Source organism: Ruminococcus sp. RTP21204st1_B2_RTP21204_210225, assembly GCF_040914135.1.
Lineage (GTDB): Bacteria > Bacillota > Clostridia > Oscillospirales > Ruminococcaceae > Hominimerdicola > Hominimerdicola aceti.
In genome coordinates, this window is record NZ_JBCPGA010000007.1 from 26,016 (window position 1) to 46,181 (window position 20,166).

General features: G+C 44.2%; 15 protein-coding genes and 1 riboswitch. Of the genes, 4 read left to right on the forward strand and 11 right to left on the reverse strand.

What is annotated here, in order from left to right:
- Positions 1-120 precede the first annotated feature (120 nt).
- On the forward strand, positions 121-1,239 hold the full coding sequence (locus tag AB5123_RS04395) for an iron-containing alcohol dehydrogenase family protein (RefSeq protein WP_368364558.1): 1,119 nt from the start codon (positions 121-123) through the stop codon (positions 1,237-1,239).
- Positions 1,240-1,431: 192 nt separating this feature from the next.
- Positions 1,432-1,626 (forward strand): hypothetical protein, encoded by a 195-nt coding sequence (locus AB5123_RS04400; RefSeq protein WP_051706390.1) that lies wholly within the window; start codon positions 1,432-1,434, stop codon positions 1,624-1,626.
- A 50-nt stretch (positions 1,627-1,676) separates the two neighbouring features.
- Here the strand turns inward: AB5123_RS04400 and AB5123_RS04405 are convergent, their stop codons facing one another.
- Both AB5123_RS04405 and AB5123_RS04410 read right to left on the reverse strand, forming a co-directional pair.
- Positions 1,677-2,624 carry a WYL domain-containing protein gene (locus AB5123_RS04405; protein WP_038671023.1) on the reverse strand — a complete coding sequence of 316 codons (948 nt, stop codon included), beginning with the start codon at positions 2,622-2,624 and terminating at the stop codon, positions 1,677-1,679.
- Positions 2,621-3,865 carry a WYL domain-containing protein gene (locus tag AB5123_RS04410; RefSeq protein WP_337777186.1) on the reverse strand — a complete coding sequence of 415 codons (1,245 nt, stop codon included), beginning with the start codon at positions 3,863-3,865 and terminating at the stop codon, positions 2,621-2,623. Before AB5123_RS04410 ends, AB5123_RS04405 begins: the two co-directional genes overlap by 4 nt.
- Before the next feature lie 142 nt (positions 3,866-4,007).
- Between AB5123_RS04410 and AB5123_RS04415 the strand changes: the two genes are divergently transcribed.
- Both AB5123_RS04415 and AB5123_RS04420 read left to right on the forward strand, forming a co-directional pair.
- Positions 4,008-5,243 carry an RtcB family protein gene (locus AB5123_RS04415; RefSeq protein WP_118159231.1) on the forward strand — a complete coding sequence of 412 codons (1,236 nt, stop codon included), beginning with the start codon at positions 4,008-4,010 and terminating at the stop codon, positions 5,241-5,243.
- Positions 5,244-5,255: 12 nt separating this feature from the next.
- On the forward strand, positions 5,256-5,708 hold the full coding sequence (locus AB5123_RS04420) for a DIP1984 family protein (protein ID WP_278643038.1): 453 nt from the start codon (positions 5,256-5,258) through the stop codon (positions 5,706-5,708).
- 364 nt (positions 5,709-6,072) lie between these two features.
- Here the strand turns inward: AB5123_RS04420 and AB5123_RS04425 are convergent, their stop codons facing one another.
- The 9 genes from AB5123_RS04425 to AB5123_RS04465 form a co-directional block, all read right to left on the reverse strand.
- On the reverse strand, positions 6,073-7,272 hold the full coding sequence (locus tag AB5123_RS04425; protein WP_337812146.1) for a cation:proton antiporter: 1,200 nt from the start codon (positions 7,270-7,272) through the stop codon (positions 6,073-6,075).
- Between the two features lie 42 nt (positions 7,273-7,314).
- Positions 7,315-7,386: riboswitch (Fluoride riboswitch) on the reverse strand.
- Positions 7,387-7,432: 46 nt separating this feature from the next.
- Positions 7,433-9,613 carry an ABC transporter ATP-binding protein gene (locus tag AB5123_RS04430; RefSeq protein WP_117891876.1) on the reverse strand — a complete coding sequence of 727 codons (2,181 nt, stop codon included), beginning with the start codon at positions 9,611-9,613 and terminating at the stop codon, positions 7,433-7,435.
- 35 nt (positions 9,614-9,648) lie between these two features.
- Complete coding sequence (locus tag AB5123_RS04435; protein WP_287238632.1) at positions 9,649-10,191, reverse strand: DUF1854 domain-containing protein; 543 nt, start codon at positions 10,189-10,191, stop codon at positions 9,649-9,651.
- 16 nt (positions 10,192-10,207) lie between these two features.
- Complete coding sequence (locus AB5123_RS04440; RefSeq protein WP_287238633.1) at positions 10,208-12,478, reverse strand: ABC transporter ATP-binding protein; 2,271 nt, start codon at positions 12,476-12,478, stop codon at positions 10,208-10,210.
- A gap of 375 nt (positions 12,479-12,853) precedes the next feature.
- Complete coding sequence (locus AB5123_RS04445) at positions 12,854-14,350, reverse strand: sodium-dependent transporter (protein WP_347503199.1); 1,497 nt, start codon at positions 14,348-14,350, stop codon at positions 12,854-12,856.
- 271 nt (positions 14,351-14,621) lie between these two features.
- On the reverse strand, positions 14,622-15,575 hold the full coding sequence (locus AB5123_RS04450) for a carbohydrate kinase (RefSeq protein WP_117923202.1): 954 nt from the start codon (positions 15,573-15,575) through the stop codon (positions 14,622-14,624).
- Between the two features lie 14 nt (positions 15,576-15,589).
- A complete protein-coding gene (locus tag AB5123_RS04455; protein WP_337812150.1) occupies positions 15,590-16,960 on the reverse strand; it encodes a glycoside hydrolase family 32 protein in 1,371 nt (456 codons plus the stop codon).
- Between the two features lie 55 nt (positions 16,961-17,015).
- Positions 17,016-18,953: a PTS beta-glucoside transporter subunit IIBCA gene (locus AB5123_RS04460; protein ID WP_288162725.1), complete on the reverse strand. Its 1,938-nt coding sequence runs from the start codon at positions 18,951-18,953 to the stop codon at positions 17,016-17,018.
- A gap of 180 nt (positions 18,954-19,133) precedes the next feature.
- Positions 19,134-20,120, reverse strand: a complete 987-nt coding sequence (locus tag AB5123_RS04465) for a LacI family DNA-binding transcriptional regulator (protein ID WP_347503198.1) — start codon at positions 20,118-20,120, stop codon at positions 19,134-19,136.
- Between the last annotated feature and the right edge of the window lie 46 nt (positions 20,121-20,166).

A 20,166-nucleotide genomic window follows, 5' to 3' on the forward strand; every position in this document is an offset into this window, starting at 1 on the left:
TTGATATATTTTTAATAATTATTAACAAAATATCACAAAATTACTCTATAAATAGTTGTATTATTAAATCATATAATTATGACGGTAGAAAATGCCGTTAAAAATAACGGAGGAAAGAATATGTCTTACAACGAATTTTTACCAAGCTACTCTATTGGCGACGATTGCTACAAAGAAATACCTTATGTTACCCGACGTTATGGAAAAACCGCTGTTGTTATCGGTGGAAAGACCGCTATGGAAAAGGCTAAGCCTGAACTGCTTGTGGCTCTCAAAGGCTCTGACCTTGAGATAACCGACTTCATATGGTATGGCGGCGACTCAAATTATGAGAACATTGAAATGCTTAAAGCTATGCCGGAAGTGCAAAATGCAGATATGGTCTTTGGCGTTGGCGGCGGACGTGCCGTTGATACTGTAAAGACCCTTTGCGACAGAATTGACAAGCCGTTTTTCACTTTCCCGACCCTTGCTTCAAACTGCGCTTCCTGCACGGCAATATCTGTTATCTACAATGCTGACGGCACTTTCAAGGAATATGCTTACCTCAAAGCACCTGCACTTCATACTTTCATCAACACAAAAATAATCGCAGAATCACCTGAAAAGCTTTTCTGGGCTGGCATCGGTGACGCTCTCAGCAAAGAGTACGAGGTGGTCTTTGCCTGCCGTGATAAGGATATGACCCATACGCCTTTGCTTGGCAGAGTTCTTGCAGAGGCATGCACAAAACCGCTTGTATCCTACGGAAAAAAAGCACTTGAGGATTGCAGAAATAACGTTTCTTCAAAGAATATCGAGCAGATAGCTCTTGATATCATCATTACAACAGGTCTTGTTTCAAATTTTACTGTTCATCAGAACAACCCCGATCCAAAGGACGATTACTATTATAATTCATCTCTTGCCCACTGCGTTTACTATGGCGCTTCGCTGTTTCCAAAGTGCGAGCATGATCACCTCCACGGAGAGATAGTTTCATTCGGCGTGCTTTGCCTGCTTACATATGACGAGCAGTTTGAAGAACGTCAGCGCATTTTTGAGTTCAACCGCAGTATAGGTCTGCCATGTACATTAGGAGAGATAGCTCTGACAGAAGAAGATGTCCCAGCCATTGCACATAAGGCGGCAAGCGTTGTTGAGTGGACTTATGTTCCTGGCGAGCCTACAGAAGAAAAGTTTATCAAGGCGATACTTGATACCGATAAGGCAGGAAAGGAATTTCTAGCAAAGGCATAATAACAAAGAACAACAGCATATATAAATGGTGACTGAGCCGTATGGCTTTGTTATAAATAATAAAAATAGGAGAGTGCTTTTTGAACAAGTACAACACAATGGAGATTGCAGCGTAAACGGGGGGGTTACGGCGATCTTTAAAACCTCCCGCTGAGAAGCAGTTGACATTTACAACATTCAGGAGGTAAAACAATGAATAAAAATATTGTGATTCGTTTAGAGAAAAAAGAAGAATACTATGAAGTCGAAAACCTTGTAAGGGAGAGCTTTTGGAACGTTTACCTTCCCGACTGTCTTGAACATTATGTGCTTAGTCAGCTTAGAAATGACGCTGATTTTGTGTCGAAGCTTGACTTTGTGATGCTGCTTGACGGGCAAATCTTTTAAACGATAAAAAGCAAGGCTCTCTGCCATATAAACGGCAGAGAGCATTTGTTTTATTTTTTCATCAAAGCCAACTGCCTGTCCACCCTCTCCTTGATTTTCCTGCGAAAATCATATGGCGAAAGCACCTCCACCACAGGTCCGAATGACAATAAACGTATTATTATCTCATTTTCATTCTGCTCATCATATTTAATAGATACCATACATTCACCGCTGTCCTCATCAAAGACCGACTCTTTTTCAAGCTCTGCAAATTCAAGCATAAAACGATTTACCGCATTTCGCTCGTTAAGTATCTTTATTTTTGCCTGTTTTTTCTTGTCTGTGACAGCTAAAAAGCTATCAGGCGTTATATCTGTCAACTTAGTTAGCGTGACCTGCGACAGATTTATAATTCCGCTGTCAACTATTCTGCGTTTTTGGTATCGGTTCACATATACCCTGAACTTGTTGTTTTTGGCAGAGTATTCGATTTTTGTGGGCAGAAAATAGTGTGTGATGCGGTTGTCTTTTCTTGTTTGAAAGCTTATTTTGATAAGCTTTTTGCCATGGATAGCCGAGAGTATATCCCGAAAATGCTGTATGTACTGTGGGTCATGAAAATCATCACCGTCAGAATATTGGTCAAAGCAGGTCAAAAAGTTTCTCTGATATAACTTTTTCGCATCAAGCAGTTCCGTCAACTGCGACTTTTGCTCAGTGTCAAGAAACAGACCGCTTCTCGGGTCGCTTAGCACTGCACAAAGCCATGCTTTTTCAAGTGCCGTCAGCGGGATATGAGGCTCTTTTTTCAGGATAGATCTGTATATGTTGTCCTCTTTTTTCAGCAGACCATATCCGTCCTCACATGTGAGCTTAGGTTCGAGGAAAAGAACGCTTTCAGAAAAGCCGTTTTGTCTGATGATATCTGCTATCTCAGCCTTTGTGACAGTGTGTCTTTTCAGAATTTTCTCCGTTATGCTGTAATAGGTGCTGTAAATTTCCGAAAACAGTTTCATTTGTCAGCACCTCCGTATATTTCATAAAGCCTTGCGATATCCGAATCAAATTTATCCTGCAATTCCTCGTTTGTTGTTTCAAATGCCACTATCCTGCCGATGAACGTTTTTATCCATGGGAAGGCTTCGTTAGCGTCAAAAAGGTCAATGTCAAAGGAGTAAAGCCCATTTGATATCTTTGCGACAGTACCGCTTCTTTTTTCACGTTCCAAACGCTTCACAACATACATTTCTTTCGTTTCGTCTACCGCTATTTCCATGTGGATATGCTCTTTTTGTCCGTATCTGCGTGTTTTTCCAAAGCTCGTTCCCCATAAAAATCTGCGGTTGTCCTCATAATATCTGTAATATGTATCATAGTCAGCTACCACATCAAGGGGAGTCACTTTCACTATGGAATCCACCCTTACAGACATCAAACGTTTCTGCTTTGTGAAATACATGATAAGATAATTTCTTCCTGTCTGCACCGAGCAATGTATCTTCAGCACAACGGCTGTTATCTCGTGCTTTTTGTCGTTCTTTCGGCTTACGCAGGATAGCAGAACAGCTTTTTTCTGCTCCATTGCTCCCATGATATCAATGAGTATCTCATCATCAAGAGTATGCACCATGTAAGCGTGCTTACGCACAAAAATATTATTTTTCGCACCCAGCTTATCCATGATAAAGCTGCCCACCACACCAAAAGGGTTTTCCTCAGAGAAGAATTTTATCATATCCCCCAATCCCTTATACCTGCTTACAATATCATCTGCATAACAACCGGTTTTGGTGTATAGGATATTTCTTCCGCTTTTGACCTCCGACACCAAGCCCTCTTTTACATATTCCTTTAGCTTGATACGGATTATCTGCACGTCTATTATCATGCCGTAGTTTGCAGAAATATAGTCTGCTATCTCCGATACCGACATGGCGTTATCTTCAAGAGCGTCCATTAAAATAAAGTGCAGACGGATATCATTGTCCGTAAAGGTCTTTGAACGATAGCACTGATACAGTGGGTTTTGAAAAATGTTCCCCGAATCCACCTGCACAGATACTTTCTTTTTGTGACCCTCCAAAGAGGTGTGAACGTGGTCTGAAAGCCAGCTTTCTATCCTGCGTTTTTCGTTATCATAGGTGCGCTTGCTTTTTGCGTCAAAGCTTTCTCTTGTGTGAAATCCAAAGATATAGAAATCACGCACATATTCTCTTACCTTCTCAAAATTTTTTATAAGTTCAGAATATACCGCCATTCAGAACACCTCCTTTGATAACATTATACCAAATCTATACTCCCATTGCAATACATAACAAAACCTCGCACCTTTTTTTATATGATTATTTTGTATCTATCTGCTATAATACATACAACAGCAAAAGTAGGAGGCGCACAAAATGTTTGAATATTATGATAAAGATAAAATGCTAGTACCGATCAAGATATGGACAGAATCTATAGACGATATCGAGGAAAGCTGTCTTGAGCAGGCGATAAACCTTGCAAATCTTCCATTTGCCCATGACCATATCGCATTGATGCCTGATACTCATACAGGAAAGGGAATGCCTATAGGCGGTGTGATAGCCTGCAAAAATACGGTAATCCCAAATGCAGTTGGCGTTGACATCGGCTGTGGAATGGCATTCGTGCAGACAGATATCCCTGTGAACATTCTTCGTGACACTGTAACAGGGAGCGGCGAGCTTATAAAGGTGATAGTAGGAAATATACTCCGTACTATCCCTGTGGGTTTTAGTCACTACGGCAAGCCGCAGACTTCTGCCGTGCTTGATAAGGCGCAAAGCGAGATAGAAAGATACAATGCTGACAGCGAATTGCTGAAATTTATTGAGCAGGGATATTATTCCGTTGGCTCACTGGGTGGTGGAAACCATTTTATCGAGATACAGGAAGACGAAAACGGCATGGCTTGTATAATGCTCCATTCGGGAAGCCGAATGTTCGGCAACATGATAGGGCAGTATTTCAACAAGATAGCCCATGAGATGAATGACAAGTATTTTTCAACTGTTCCCTCAGAGTATAATTTGCCGTTTCTCCCTGTGGATACAGACGAGGGTCAGAGATATCTCAACTGGATGAAGCTTGCAATGGACTTTGCTTTTGAAAACAGAGAGGTAATGCTTGAAAAGGTAAAGCATATTTTCACAGAGCAGGTTGAGAAGTATACGGGTATCACACCGAACTATAGTGACGAGATAAACTGTCACCATAACTATGCCGCACTGGAAAATCACTACGGTGAGAACGTGTGGGTACACCGCAAAGGCGCTATCCATGCGGCAGAGGGGGAAGTCGCTATAATCCCAGGCTCTATGGGCTCAAACAGCTATATAGTCAGGGGCATGGGCAAGGCTGAAAGCTTTTTGACTTCATCTCATGGTGCAGGCAGAAACTATTCACGCACAGGCGCAAAGGAGAAATTCTCCGTTGAGTCTGTTATGGTAGACCTAAGGCAAAGAAACGTGGTGCTTGGAAAGACCAGTAAGAAAGACGTGGCTGAGGAGTGCCGCTTTGCTTACAAGGATATAGATGTTGTTATGAAAAATCAAAGTGACCTGACCACCCCTATAAAGAAGCTTTTCACAGTGGGCGTTGTCAAAGGATAGGAGGTAATTTATATGAAACTTGCAACTGCATTGGCTGAACGTTCTGATATCCAGAACAGAATAAACACGATCTCAGTCAGACTTGACAATAACGCAAAGGTGCAGGAGGGCGATGTTCCTGCGGAAGACCCAAAGGCTCTTATGGAGGAGCTTGACAGGCTGATAGTCCGTCTTGAAGATCTGGTGGCACGGATAAATCTTACCAACAGCGGAACAGTATACGAGGGCAGGACTATCACAGAGCTTCTTGCACACAGAGATTGTCTGAAAAAGAAGGTAAGGGTATTGCGGGATTTTCTGAATACCGCAAGCGACCGTGTCACAAGAATGACAAGAACAGAGATAAAAATAGTCAGCACTGTTCCTGTGACAGAGATACAGAAAACGGTTGACGGTCTTGCAAAAGAACTGAGAACTGTGGACGAGAAGATACAGGAGCTGAACTGGACAACAGAGCTGGTGTAATAAAATGGGTGGGATATCTACAGGGTGGATGTATCTCTATCAGCAGAGAATGTGCTGATTATGGACAGAAACTTCGGGCAGGTTTCAGAGGTTCAAGTCCTCATTTGACAACGCATTGCCAGCAACGTAACATGCGTATCGTAACAAATTCTTATTACCACCTTGCATCAACTGTAGATAGGGTTGGGATATGAAAAACGGCATGACCTTGATTTGGTCGTGCCGATTTTTTTATGCAATGTAATCAGAATTTTTCGTAAAATGTGCAAATGCTCAAATTATTCCCTCATAAAATGTGTGAAATCAAAAATTATTCACTCATAAAATGTGCAGAGAGTGCCGCAATCGCCTATTTTACGCCCTTTTACTCCTCGTGTGCAAGAAGCCTTTTATAGCTGCGGTCAATGCCTATTGCACCAAGTGGTGCTGTGATAAGGATCGCAAGCACAGCCACAGAAAGCACTATCTTTCCGCAGGGCAGACCAAGGGACATCGGCACTGAGCCGATAGCCGCCTGAACTGTCGCCTTTGGCATATATGCCGTTACACAGAAAAGCTTTTCTTTAAGAGTCAGCTTCGTGCCGAGAAGACATATCCATACGCCCACGGCTCTGAAAATAAGCGCTCCGAAAATAAGAAGCACAGCCGCCACACCTGCCGTAAGGGTGTAGCGTATGTCCACTGCCGCACCAACAAGGACAAAAAGCACAGCCTCAGCGGCTATCCAAAGCTTGCCGAACTTTTCTGAAAGCCTTGCAGACACGTTTTTGTCAGCCTTTATTTTTATCACGCAAGCCATTGCCACAACTGCGAGAAGTCCCGATACAGCCACATAAGGCTTCAAAAATGTTTCCACTGACATGAGCAGGAATGCCAAGCCCAAGATAGCGATGACCTTTGTGCTGTTTCTTATTTTGTTACCTTTGCTGTAGGATATCTCAAAAATATAGAAAAGCACAAACCCTGACAGCGAGCCGAGAAGCACTCCGAGGATTATTGACACAGGGATATTGAGAAAATCTGTCGCCTTTGCAGAGCCGCCCTGCGCCATTGTTACGAATGTGGAGAACAGCACGATAACGAAAATATCATCGCATGAAGCTCCCGCAAGTATCATTTGCGGTATGCTTTTTTCAGTGCCATATTTTTCTTCCATAAGCTTCACCATTCTCGGCACTACCACCGCAGGGGATACCGCACCAAGCACCGCACCCATAACAGCGGCTTCCGTGTGGTTTATCCCAAGAAGCAGCGGAGCAAGGATAAAATATCCCAATATCTCAAAGCTTGCAGGCAGAAATGACATCATGACCGCAGGTCTGCCCACCTTTTTCAGATCAGACAAATTGAGTGACAGCCCTGCTTTGATAAGGATAATGATAAGGGCTATCTGCCGAAGCTCTGAGGATATGCCAAGTATCTTAGGATCCAGCAGATCGAGAACGTAAGTGCCTGTGAGAATGCCCGTTGCAAGCATACCGATTATCCTCGGCAGACCGATAGCCTGAAAAATGGCGGCGGCTGACAGCCCCATAAGAAAGATCACAGCCAGTGAAAATAACATAATCATACCTCCCAGAAATCAAAAAAGCTGACAACTCCTGCGTAAAAAACAGAAGTCATCAGCTTAATAAGCGGTTTAGGTTTCCCAGGGGAGAACATCATTCCCCGATATGAGATTTTACTATTGTATTCTACCACATTGCCGTGATAATGTCAAGTGCTTAACAGGTCTGCGGTTGGGCTTTTTTCATTTTTGTGGTCTGGCGCTGAGCCATAACGAGCTTGTAGTATACGCCCTTTTTCTGCATAAGTTCAGCGTGAGTGCCGAACTCTGCAAGTCTGCCCTTGTCAAGGACGATAAGCCTGTCGGCATTGCTGAGGGTGGAAAGTCTGTGAGCAATGGCGATTGTCGTTCTGCCCTTTGTGAGCTTGCCCAAAGCGTCTTGTATCTGCTTCTCCGTCTGAGTGTCAAGAGAAGCCGTCGCCTCGTCAAGTATTATTATCTTAGGGTCATGGAGTATCGCTCTTGCAATGGCAATTCTCTGACGTTCGCCGCCCGAAAGCTGATAGCCCTTGTTGCCCACTCGGGTGTTGTAGCCGTCAGGGAGCTTTGTGATAAAGTCATGTGCATTCGCAATTTTCGCTGCCCTTATTACCTCCTCAAAGGTAGCGTCAGGCTTTGCATATGCTATATTTTCAAGTACGTTTCCGTCAAAAAGGAAAGTTTCCTGCAACACCACGCCCACCTGTGAACGCAGGCTGTGCTGTGCAATATCCTTTATGTTCACACCATCAATGCGTATCTCTCCCTGCGTGCAGTCATAAAGTCTGAGAATAAGATTTATCATTGTGGATTTTCCCACACCTGAGTGTCCCACAATGCCTATCATCTCACCCTTGTTTATCTTGCAGGTTATGTCTTTCAGCACAGGATTGTATACCTTGTAGCCGAAATAAACGCCGTCAAATTCGATATCGCCTTGAATGTCAAGGTCAATAGGGTCATCGCAATCACGAACGTCAGTGTCCTCGTCAAGTATCTCAAAGACCTTGCCTGCGGAAACTGAAGTGTCCGCAAGATTTCTCGGTATCTGTATGAGCCAGCGTATAGGCTCGTAAAGCATTGCAACATAGGTGGTGAACTGTATAAGCTGACCTAGTGTCATGGTGTGGTCAAGAATCATGTTTCCACCGAAATATAGTACGAAGAAGTTACCAATGGTGAGGATAAATTCTGAGGCAGGAATGGTGAGATACCACATCATTTCCGCACGAACACAGCTTTTCGCCCAGCGTTCGGAACATTCTGTGTAGCGCTGTATCTCCCTTACCTCGTTGCCGTAGGACTTTACAACTCTTATGCCGTTTAAAATATCATGCAAAGTTTCTCCGTGAGAAACGCCGTTTTTCCATACCTTTGTGTAGCGTATCGCCATGGCGTCAAAAAGCTTTTGCACTATTATGAAAACTATCGGCACAGGCAAAACTGTCATAAGCGCGAGCCGCCAGTCCATAATAAAAAGCAGTATGCCTATTATCACAAGGGAAAGTATTTTTACTATGGCGTCCTTGCCGTTTGCAGTGATGAAGTCCTCAAGCTTTGCGGCATCGCTTGAAACACGGTTGATAAGCTCGCCTGCTGTTCGCTTTGATATGGAGTTCATGGAAAGCTGCTGTGACTTTTCAAATATCTCCTGCCTAAGGTCACGTCCCAGATTGAGAGCCACCTTGAAGCTGTTTTTCATGTTGAAAAACTCAAACACTCCTGCCAAAAGCAGCAGGGTGACGATAGTGATGATAACTCCTGCAAGTCCTGCCCAATGGGTGTTTTTCGGGGTAACATACTTGTCGATTATAACTCTGTCAAGATATGGCGCAAGCACCCAAATAAGCTCGGAAAGTATCGTGCATATAACTGCGATCGCAAAATATTTCTTGTATGGCGCAATGCGTTTTATGAGCTTGACCATTGTCTTGCCCTTGCCTGTGCAGTAGATACATTCCTTTGCGCCCTCCAGCGGCAGACCGCATTTGGGGCAGACAGGCTCTTCCGTGTCAGTTATCTCCATAAGCTCGCCGGTTCTGAGGCAGTGGTCAAGAAGTTTCATAAGCTCTGCATATCTCAGAAACTGATCCTGCGAAAAACCGCAGAAGCAGATAGTTTCACCGCTTTTCAGCGTTCCCTGAGCCATTGAAGTGCCTATCTGCTGTTTGCACTCAAACTCGGAGAAATCGTCTATGCTGTATTCAAGTGTTATCTCACTGCCGTTGTAAATGTATATCTTTTCTTTTGTCACGCAGAAATGTCCGTCCATTTTGTCGCCCTTACAGGTGAAGTTTGCAGGCAGAGAGTAAACAATGTCTGCCGGGGCATTCTGTGGCAGGGAAGTTTTTAGATCCATATTTTCACACTCCTTTCAGTGTGGTCTGACACCTTTTAGGTGTACATTTCAAGCACCTGACGGCTTTTTCTGTCAAGCTTATGAATGTCAGGGCAAAAATATTTGTTGCCGTCTGCGTCGTTGACGTAAAGATAATCATAGCCGATCATTCTGAAATTCTGATACCAGTCACGGATACAGATAGTTTTCTGTCCCGAAGTTGTGTCAGCCTTTACAAAGATCGCACCACGCATATTGTCCTTTATGCTGTAGACCTTTGTTATCTCAGGCATATAGTATTTGTATTCAAGATAGCTGTCAAGGAGCTTGTATTGCTCACCGTCAAGCTCCGCCATATCTTTTATCACGCCTATCTCGCGAAATTCTTTTTCAGAATTTTCGTATGAAAGGCTTATGTAGGTGGTCTTTGAGTAAAATGGTATGAGCCTTGTGGGGTTTACCTTGTGATAAGTCCTGCCCTCATAATCGAGGGTAAGAAAACCGCTTTCTTCCTTTGCAAGGCGTATCTTTTTGCAGTCAAGCAAATTAAGCTTATCGACCTCATAAACCTCCTGCTCTGGGATATTGTTTTCAGCCATTGTGTTCATCTCCTTACTATTCGTTTATGAACTGCAATGCTTCCGATTGCAGTTTGTAAAGCTCGAAATATTTGCCTTTTTCTTTTATGAGCTTGTCATGTGTACCCATTTCTTTAAGCTCACCATTTTCGATAACGCAGAGCATATCAGCGTCACGGAGAGTTGAAAGGCGGTGTGCGATAGAAATAATCGTCCTGCCCTGTTTCAGATTGTCGATAGCGGCTTGTATCTTTCGCTCTGTCCTTGTGTCCATTGAAGCGGTCGCTTCGTCAAGGATAAGTATGTTAGGCTTCTGAATGATAGCCCTTGCGATAGATATTCTCTGCTTTTCACCGCCTGACAAGGATATTCCGCCCTCGCCGACCTTAGTGTTATAGCTCTCAGGGAGCTTTGTTATAAACTCATGTGCGTTTGCGGACTTTGCCGCTTCGATGACCTCTTCCATGGTGGCGTCAGGGTTTGCATAGCGGATATTGTCAGCTATCGACCCTATGAAAAGGAAAGTTTCCTGAGAAACTATACCGATATTTCTGCGCAGATCGTCAAAAGCTATCTTCCTGATAGGCACACCGTCAATGGTTATCTCACCGCCTGTTACGTCATAAAGCCTTGCCATAAGGTTTATGATAGTGGATTTTCCTGCACCTGTTTTACCAACGATTCCAAACATATGCCCAGCCTGCACCTTGAAAGAAACGTTTTTTATGATAGGGTGTCCTGCTTCATATTCAAAGGATACATTTTTAAGCTCGATATCGCCCCTCATGTTTTCCATGTGAACAGGGTGTTCGTCCTCTTTTACAGTAGGCAGAGCGTCCATTATCTCAAACATTCTTGATGCGGCGTCCATACATTTTGCCCAGCGGTCGCCTATCCATGTGAAAAAGTTGATAGGATCCATAGCCATTTCGGTATAGGAAATAAGTGCTGAAAGTGCGCCGAATAGTATGTGACCTTTTATAACAAGCACTGCGCCAAGGCAGAAAACAAGCTTGTTCACTATCCTATAGAACGTCCATATAACAGGGATAGTGTTTGCTATTCGTGAGTTTATCCTTGAGTTTATCAAAAATGCGTCAGTGTTTTTCACTCTATAGCGGTCAATCTCTCTGTCCTCACGGGCAAAAGCCTTTACCACACGCTGACCGTTCATAACGTCAGACAGCACCGAGTTTGCAGAACGCATTGCAACGTCATATTTGCGGTAAAGCTTGCGCTGGCTTTTGTAAAATTGGTGCTGAACTATCTCTATCACCGAGATAGTGAGGATTATACCAAGTGACAGAAGTGGCGAAATTGTGAGCATTATCACCGCAATGCCCACTATCTTTACCACGTTTGTAAGTCCATACGGCACTATATCCGTGAAAAACCAGTAGATGTTCTGACTATCTCTGTCGACCCTCGACATAAGCGAGCCTGTCTGTTTGCTTGTGAAAAAGTCAAGGGAAAGCCGCTGCATTGAGGAGAATATCTTCACCCTAAGCCGGTGCGTAACAACAGGCACGACCTTTGAGGTTATAATGCCTGAAATTATCCGCATTATCATTCCTGCAATGTTAATGCCCACGATGAGCATTACTATCATGAGTATCTTGCCATAGTATTTTCCGTTTTCCGCAAGCACATCATCATAGAGCATCTGAGAGCCGAATATCGGTGAAAGCACTGCGAAAACGTTGCTTAAAACTATGGTGAGCAGTATGAGAAATACCGCACCCTTAAATTCACCGAACATAGAAAGCAGGCGTTTGAACACCGAGCGTCTGTCTACACATCTCGGACAGACAGGGCGGTTAGGGTCAGGATAAGGCTCACCGCAGGTAGGGCAGTGGGTCTTTACTCCTTCCAGCAGGCGGTCGTCGATAGGCTCGTTCTTGGCTGTGCAGTTCACACGCTGGCTGAATTTCTCGAATTTGTCAGCAAAGCCAAGTGAGAACCTCGCTATAGGGAATTCCTTGCCTGACTTGTCCTTTATCATAAGTCTTGCGGAATTTGCATAGCGGTCAACAAACATTTCTTCAATGCTGTCTATGGGGTATTCATCATAGCCTGATACTGTGAAGCTTACGAGATTTTTTCTCTTCTGCCCACGCTTCATTTTTCCGTATTCTTCATAGCCACGGAGTATGCAAAGGGTGTCTTTTGTGAAAGTTATGTATACGTCCACATATCCGCCCTCACCGTCAAGGTCAGCTTTTACGCAGTAAAGCAGCTCGTCAGTCATAACTCCACGCTTAAGCAGTTCGTTTTCTGCAAGCTGTGGCAAAACGTCAAAAAACTTCATGTATTCCCTCCTTTTCGGGATAAATTTCATATTCTTCCGATATAATTCTGTAAATTCGCATAACGTAACTGCCTATAACAGGTCAAAAAAAGACCTCTGATACCTGATATTAGAGGTCGCAATAGATCTGCAGTATAATATCCAGAAAGCTGATAAAAATCTCATTAGCTTTTGGCAATAAGGGCAGGCAAAATGACATCTGAAAGGCACATCGAACTTGCATTATTTGTAAGGCTTATATTCTCGTTAGTCTTTAGAAGATCAAAAAGAATATTTCTCATTTCACCCACCACCTTTCAGTTTATTCTTATAGCGTTTATCATTATACGATTTTTCGTGAAACATCACGCAAGGTTTATTATATAGCCAAACTTTCTATTTGTCAATAGGATTTTCCAAATTTTTTTTGCTTTTTGAGAAAGCTGCCCAGAATATCAGCACAAGAAGTATCACCGCAAAGCACATCCAGCCTATAAGGACCGGCAGACTTCTGTTTGAGAATGTGTCATAGTAGCCTTTAAGATAGATGAAGCATATAAGTGCAGGCACAACGTAGGCCATGTAGCTGCGAAGTCCGTTAGGGATATGCTTGCCCTTGCCAGTGTTGGCTTCCTTGATGAAGTTCTCCCAGCCCCAGCCGTTTTTGCGAACGCAGAAAAGCACTCCCACAAGCGAGCCAAGTGGCAGAAGATTTGATGATACCAAGAAGTCTTCAAGGTCCATGATAGTCGAACCCGCGCCCATTGGCTGGATATTTTTCAGCAGGTTAAATCCAAACACAGCAGGCATTGTAAGCACAAGTATCATCACAAGGTTTACAATAAGTGATTTTTTTCTGCTCCAATCCCACAGTTCCACCGACATTGTGATAATGTTCTCAAACACTGCGATAACGGTGGAAAGCGCCGCAAATGACATGAAGATGAAGAAGAATATTCCCCACAAGCGGCTTGAAGCCATATGGTGGAAAACGTTAGGCAGAGTGATGAAAAGCAGTGACGGACCTGAGTCAGGCTCGATTCCGTATGCAAAGCAGGCAGGGATTATGATAAGTCCCGCAACGACAGCCACGGCAGTGTCAAGAACGATAACGTTCACAGACTCGCCTACAAGAGTGCGGTCCTTTTTCAAATAGCTTCCGAATATCTCCATTGTGCCTATGCCTATGCTAAGGGTGAAAAATGCCTGAGTCATTGCGGCGAAAAGCACTGATGTGAAGCCCTTTTCTTTAAAGACGTCAAAGTCCGGCACAAGAAAGAATTTAAGCCCCTCAGAAGCGCCTTTCAGCCTGATAGAGTTCACCGCCAGCACCACCATGAGCGCCATAAGCAGTATCATCATAAATTTCGTTATCTTTTCAATGCCGTTTTGCAATCCCAGTGCGCAAACACCGATACAAAGTATGATAACGATAGCCGAGAATATAAGCATGAGCCACGGGGAAGCCTGCATATCCTTAAAAGCCTCAGCCGTTGCCGCTGTGCTTGAAGCGTCCAACGAGCCAGTGGCGTATTTGAAGGCGTAGTATAACATCCAGCCTGTGACCATGGTGTAAAACATCATGAGCAGATAGTTTCCTGCAATGCTCGTGTATTTTGTGCAGTGATATCGGCTACCGGGCTTTTCAAGTCGGTTGAAAGCCTGAGAAAGACTTCGGTTGCTTCCTCTGCCTATGGCAAATTCGCATATGAGTATTGGAAGACCCAACAGCACAAGGCAGATAAGGTATAGGAACAGAAAAGCTCCGCCGCCGTTTTGTCCGCAGATGTATGGAAATTTCCACACGTTGCCAAGACCAATGGCACACCCTGCGGACACAAGTATAAATCCCAATCGGGATTGAAAGGTTGCTCTGTTTTTATTTTCGTTCATAAAAAATATTCTCCTGTAAAAATAGTCATGCAATCTCTATTATATAGTATATCGTGGCTTTTGTCAAATTTTCACAAAGTATCATATTACTATGCTAAAACGTGTTAAAAAACAAGCCTTTCAAAAACGCAAAAGCGGGACGTCGAGGGCGCCGTCCCCTACATATACTGCAAAAATGTTTTGTGAAATTTGCCGAAAACAAAAACCCTCCCAAAAGGGGAAGGCTTTGTTTTAAGGAAATGTATTATTAAAGGATAATTATTATGCAAATTTATATAAATTCTATTTTTCTGTAGGAGTCGATAGCACCCTGATGTTTAACGCTTTCACCGCAGAATTTATTTGAAAACGCTATACAGCGTTCTAGCTGTGCATTGTCAAGGTCACAAAGGCTTTCGGCGGTCACATTGAGAGTTTTTAGTGCATATAGGAACGAGCCTATAAAACCGTCTCCTGCGCCTGTTGTGTCAACGGCTTTCACCTTTTCGCTCTCTGCAAATGCCTGTGCGTTCTTTGTGAAAGCATATGCTCCCTCTGAGCCGCAGGTGTATATCACAAGCTTCACATTGCCTGTGAAAAGCTTTGGCAGAGCGGCTTTGATGTCGTTTTCACCTGTGATAAATCCAAGCTCTTCGTCTGATATTTTTACAATGTCAGCCATTGGTATAAACTCATTTACGGTATCATGCAGAGCTTTCTTGTCGTTCCAGAGAGGAAAACGCAGATTAGGGTCAAAACTTATCATTGCGCCTTTTTGACGTGCATAGGCGATAGCCTTTTTGTGTGCGTCTTTCATTGGAAAATCTCCAAGGGAAACACTGCAAAAATGCAGTGCGTATGCGTCCTCAAACCATTCCTCTTTTACCTGCTCCGCTGAAAAAAGCATATCTGCGGAGGGCTTTCTGTAGAATGAGAACGTCCTGTTGCCGTCATTTTCAAGGCTCACAAAAGCCAAAGCTGTGTTCGCCTTGTCGGTGAAGCTCACAAGGGAAGTGTCGATTCCAGCCCTTGCAAGGTCGCCTGCTATCTTTCTTCCGAATGGGTCATCACCAAGCTGAGTGATAAATTTCGAGCTTCCACCAAGGATAGTGAACGCTCCGCAGACGTTTGCAGGCGCTCCGCCGCTTTTAGGGCTGAAAGCCGTTACTTCCTCAAAGGCACAGCCTGTCTGCGCAGGAATAAAGTCTATCAGTGCTTCGCCTATGGCAAAAAGTGTGTTTCCCATTGCAGTTCCTCCTCTCAGATGTCCCAGACCTGTGCCTCAAAGCCGTTTACTTTAAGCTTTACGCTGTCATTATCGGGATATATTCTTGTTGACATTACAGTTTCGCCGTCATTGATATAGACTTCGATGCTTGACATATCTGCGATAACTCTTATGTTTCTCACGCTGTCTATCTCTGCCTTTCTTACTGTTCTGCCGCAGCCGTATTTTTCGTCAGTAAATTTCATTGTAAAGAGCTTTTTCTCTTTATCAAAGCCAAGTTCCAGCTTGCCGTCAAGGGATATGCTGAAGCTGTCCGCAGGCTCACCGTCAAGCTCAAATGGCAGAGGATATTCTGCAGTTTGACCGCTGCTCTGTCGGCGTGCGTTGCTTTTAAGCTCGTCAAATTCAGCTATAGGCTGCTGTCTGAGCTTGCCGTTGGGTGCAACAGTTACAACTCTCGGTATGGTAAGGCAGTGCTGCCAGCCAAGCTCAGTTGTGGCATTGCCGTATGCCTTGTTGTCCATGCCAAGCCAGCCTATGAGTATCCTCCTGCCCTGTGGGTCAAGAAATGTCTGCGGTGCATAGAAGTCAAAGCCCATGTCCCACTCGGTGAAGTCACCGAGAACGCTGTCCTCAAGCTTGCCCTGAACAGGGAAGTAGCCTGATTCGTTAAGGTTCTGCCACTTTGTTTCATAGTGAGGCATACCCTGCGGGCAGGTGCTTAAAAAGCCCTTGCCGTCTATCTCAAAATAGTCAGGGCATTCCCACATATAGCCGTAGCCCTCTTTGTATACCTTGCCGGTGTATTTCCAGTTTATAAGATCGTCAGATTCGTATACAAGCACACAGCCCTCGTCGTCAAGAGTTCTTGCACCCAGCACCATTTTCCATATGTCGCCCTCTTTCCACACCTTTGGATCTCTCACATGGCAGGAGCAGAAATCAGGGTAGTCGCTGTTTCTGAGAAGTACCTGCTTTTCACTCATTTTGCTTCCGTCTGTAGTGGTGACGTGGATAACGTTCGCACCTCTGCCGGCTTTGACATAATCATAATCGCCTATCATCTTCACATTACCTGTGTAGAAAATATGCAGAACACCGTCATTTTCAATGGCACTTCCTGAGTAAACACCATGGCTGTCCTCAGGAATGTCAGGCATCATAACTGCTCTGTCATAAGTCATGTGCATAAGGTCGCTGCCGTGATAATGTCCCCAGCCTCTTGGCGTGTGACCGTCAGCGGCAACAGGGCTGTACTGGAAATAAACGTGATATTCGCCCTTGTAAAAGCTCAGACCGTTCGGGTCATTGAGCCAGCCGTCAGGCGGTTCGATATGAAATCTCTGACGCCATTTTGCGTTCTTTATTCTTTCCCTGTTTTCCAGTTTTTCTTTGTTATCCATTTATATCCTCTCCTTTTAATGCGTTGACTATAATTATTGACGGTTTGTCTGTACTTTATGCGTTGACCTTTATTAGCCTATCTCCTATAGTTACTTCTGTGCCTTCTTCTGCAAGCTCCTCAACGGAGGAAAATTCGTCTGAATTGCCCACAAGAACAGGTGTGATAGTCTGATATCCCTTACTCTTTATAAAGTCCATATCGAAAGTGATAAGCGTCTGTCCCTTTGTTACTCTGTCGCCCCCAGAAACGTAAGCCTTGAAGCCCTCGCCTTTAAGCTCAACAGTGTTTATTCCAACGTGGATAAGAAGCTCCTTGCCGTTGTCAAGCGTCAAACCAACTGCATGGAAAGTGTCAAAAAGCGTTTCGACCTTGCCGTCGCTAGGTGCAACGACCTTGCCCTCGGTAGGTTCTATTGCCGCACCAAGACCAAGTATGCCTTGCGCAAAGGTCTGGTCAGGAACGTTTTCAAGCTTTACAGCCTTGCCGCTAAGCGGAGCTGTGATAATGCCGTCATCTGCTACGTCTGCATTTTCAGCCTTTGTTTCCATAGCCTGTGCAGGCTGTTCAGCCTTTTCTGTCTTGTTTTCGCAAGGCTTGTGCTCGTTTCTTATCTGCTCGTTGTTCGTGCCGAAAAGCCAAGTAAGAGTGAATGCAACGCCCATTGCTACAGCCATTGAGATTATATACTTCACTGGGTGGTTGAGTGTAAGAAGTATTGCAAATATTCCTGTTACACCTGTTGCAGTTGCGCCAAGGTGGAGGATAGAAGCGACCATTGCTCCGCAAGCGCCGCCGATAGAGCCGAATATGAAAGGCTTTACAAATCTAAGGTTTACACCGAATATTGCAGGCTCTGTGATGCCAAGCATACAAGACAGAGCAGAAGGATAAGCCATTGATCTGATCTTATTGTTCTTGCTTCTTACTGCCACTGCAAGGCAGGCAGCTCCCTGAGCCATATTTGCGGCAGATGCCAGAGGCAGCCAATAGGTCGCACCATATTTAGCAAGCTGACCAATGTCGATAACAGTGTACATATGGTGTATACCGCCAACAACTGTTGTTGAATAGAAACCGCCCATTATGAACGAGCCAATGCCGAATGGGATAGTGATAAGCTTCTGAACGCCTGTGATAATGCCATTTTCAAGGGCAACGAATACAGGACCGATAAAGGTGTAAACGAGGAAAGCTGTTACTGTAAGGCTCACAAGAGGTGTAACGAAAAGGTCGACAATGTCAGGCACTTTCTTGTGAAGCTTCTTCTCCATAGTCGCAAGAATGAATGAAGCGATTATGATAGGAATTACATGACCCTGATAGCCTACCATGTGAACGTTGAACAGACCAAATATGGAGAAAGTCTGCTCATATCCGTTTGTGGAAACTGTCCATGCGTTTTGCAGGTCAGGGTGGATAAGGAACATTCCTATTACCGCACCAAGATAAGGGTTGCCACCGAACACCTTAGTTGCAGAATAGCCAATAAGTATCGGCAGGAATGTGAACGCTGCATTTGAAAGCAGTTTGAATATTGTGAAAACATATCCATTTGTGTCAAGGGAGATAAAGCCGTTTGAAGCCATGAAATTCAAGGCTTCCATTATTCCCATGATAAGACCGCCTGCAACGATAGCAGGGATTATAGGTACGAATACGTCGCCGAGAGTTTTGATAAGTCTTTTGAACCAGTTTTGCTTCTGAGCCACCTGAGCCTTGACTTCGTCCTTTGAAGAGGCTTCCACGCCTGCCTCTGCGATAAATTCGTCATAGACCTTGTTTACCGTTCCGGTGCCTATGATGATCTGAAGCTGTCCTGAAGCTTCAAAAACGCCCTTTACAACATCAATGTTCTCCAGGGTATCCTTTTGTATCTTTGAGTTGTCTGCGATTATAAGTCTTAATCTTGTGGCACAGTGTGCGGCACTGACCAGATTTTCCTTTCCGCCTATAGCAGAAAGTATCTCACGAGCTGAACTTCTGTGATCCATAATATCCCGTCCTTTGCTTGCTTTTTTATTATTTTGCCCGAACTATGTTATTTTATCAGTTTCATTATTTATGTGATACCGATTTCATTAACTATATTATAACCCATGACAGTGCATTTGTCTATTGACAAATAATATAAACTTACAAGGCGGCATTACAAGGTTTCACACAGTTTCATATTATTTTTCTGTGGACTCACGCTCTTCCAGCTCAAAACCGAGCGTCAGTGTCCTTGGTATAGAGCTTTCTCGCTTCAGTGAATTGAGCAGCATTTGTGCCGCTTCTATGCCTGCGGTGCGATAATGAAAATGCACAGAGGTCAGGGGAGTGGACGTGACCTTACAAAGCTGAGAGTCGCCAATACCTGCTATCATTATATCCTCTGGTACTTTCAATCCCTGCTCACGGCAGGCAAGGAGCGCGCCTGCGGCAAGATTGTCGGTGGCACAGAAAATGTGGTCGTACTTTCTGCCGCTTCTCAGTAATGTCAAAGCCCTTTTGTAGCCTGAGTCCATTTTAAATTCAGCCGTCTGCATATCAGACTTTTCAATGTTGATGCCGTTATCAGAAAGGGCGTGGATAAACCCGTCTTTTCTTGCCTGACCTGCCGCCTTGTCCTGCTCGGTAACACCGATAAAAGCGGGCTTTTTGCAGCCTTTGTCAAGCATAAGCTTCTCTGCGGTATAGGCGGCTTTGTAATCGTCATGACAAACGCAGTTTGCACCCTTGTATTCCTGTCCCACAATTACCACCGGTACACGCATTTTTTTCAGCACAGCGTCATGGAGCGAAGTGAAAACAGAAGCCAAAAAGATAACTCCGTCAACACGATTGCTTCGGAAAAGCTCCAGATATTCCACTTCTTTCTTTGGGTCGTTGGCAGAGTTCACAAGCAAAAGCTGATAGCCCTGCTCACTGAGTACCTGACTTATTCCCTCCACCTCTCTTGCACAGCTCTCACTTGAAAGCTTCGGTATAATAACTCCCACAAGCTTTGTCACCCTTGTTCTTACGTTCTGCGCCTGAACGCTTGGGGCATAGCCTGTGGCTTCTATGGCGGCTTCAATAAGCCTGCGCTTTTCTTCGCTCACATAGCCGTCGTTGAAATATCTGCTCACAGCAGATTTTGATACTCCTGCGGCTTTTGCAAATTCGGTAATGTTCATTCCTCGTCACTCCTTTTATTATATTATACCACTGCACTGTGAATTT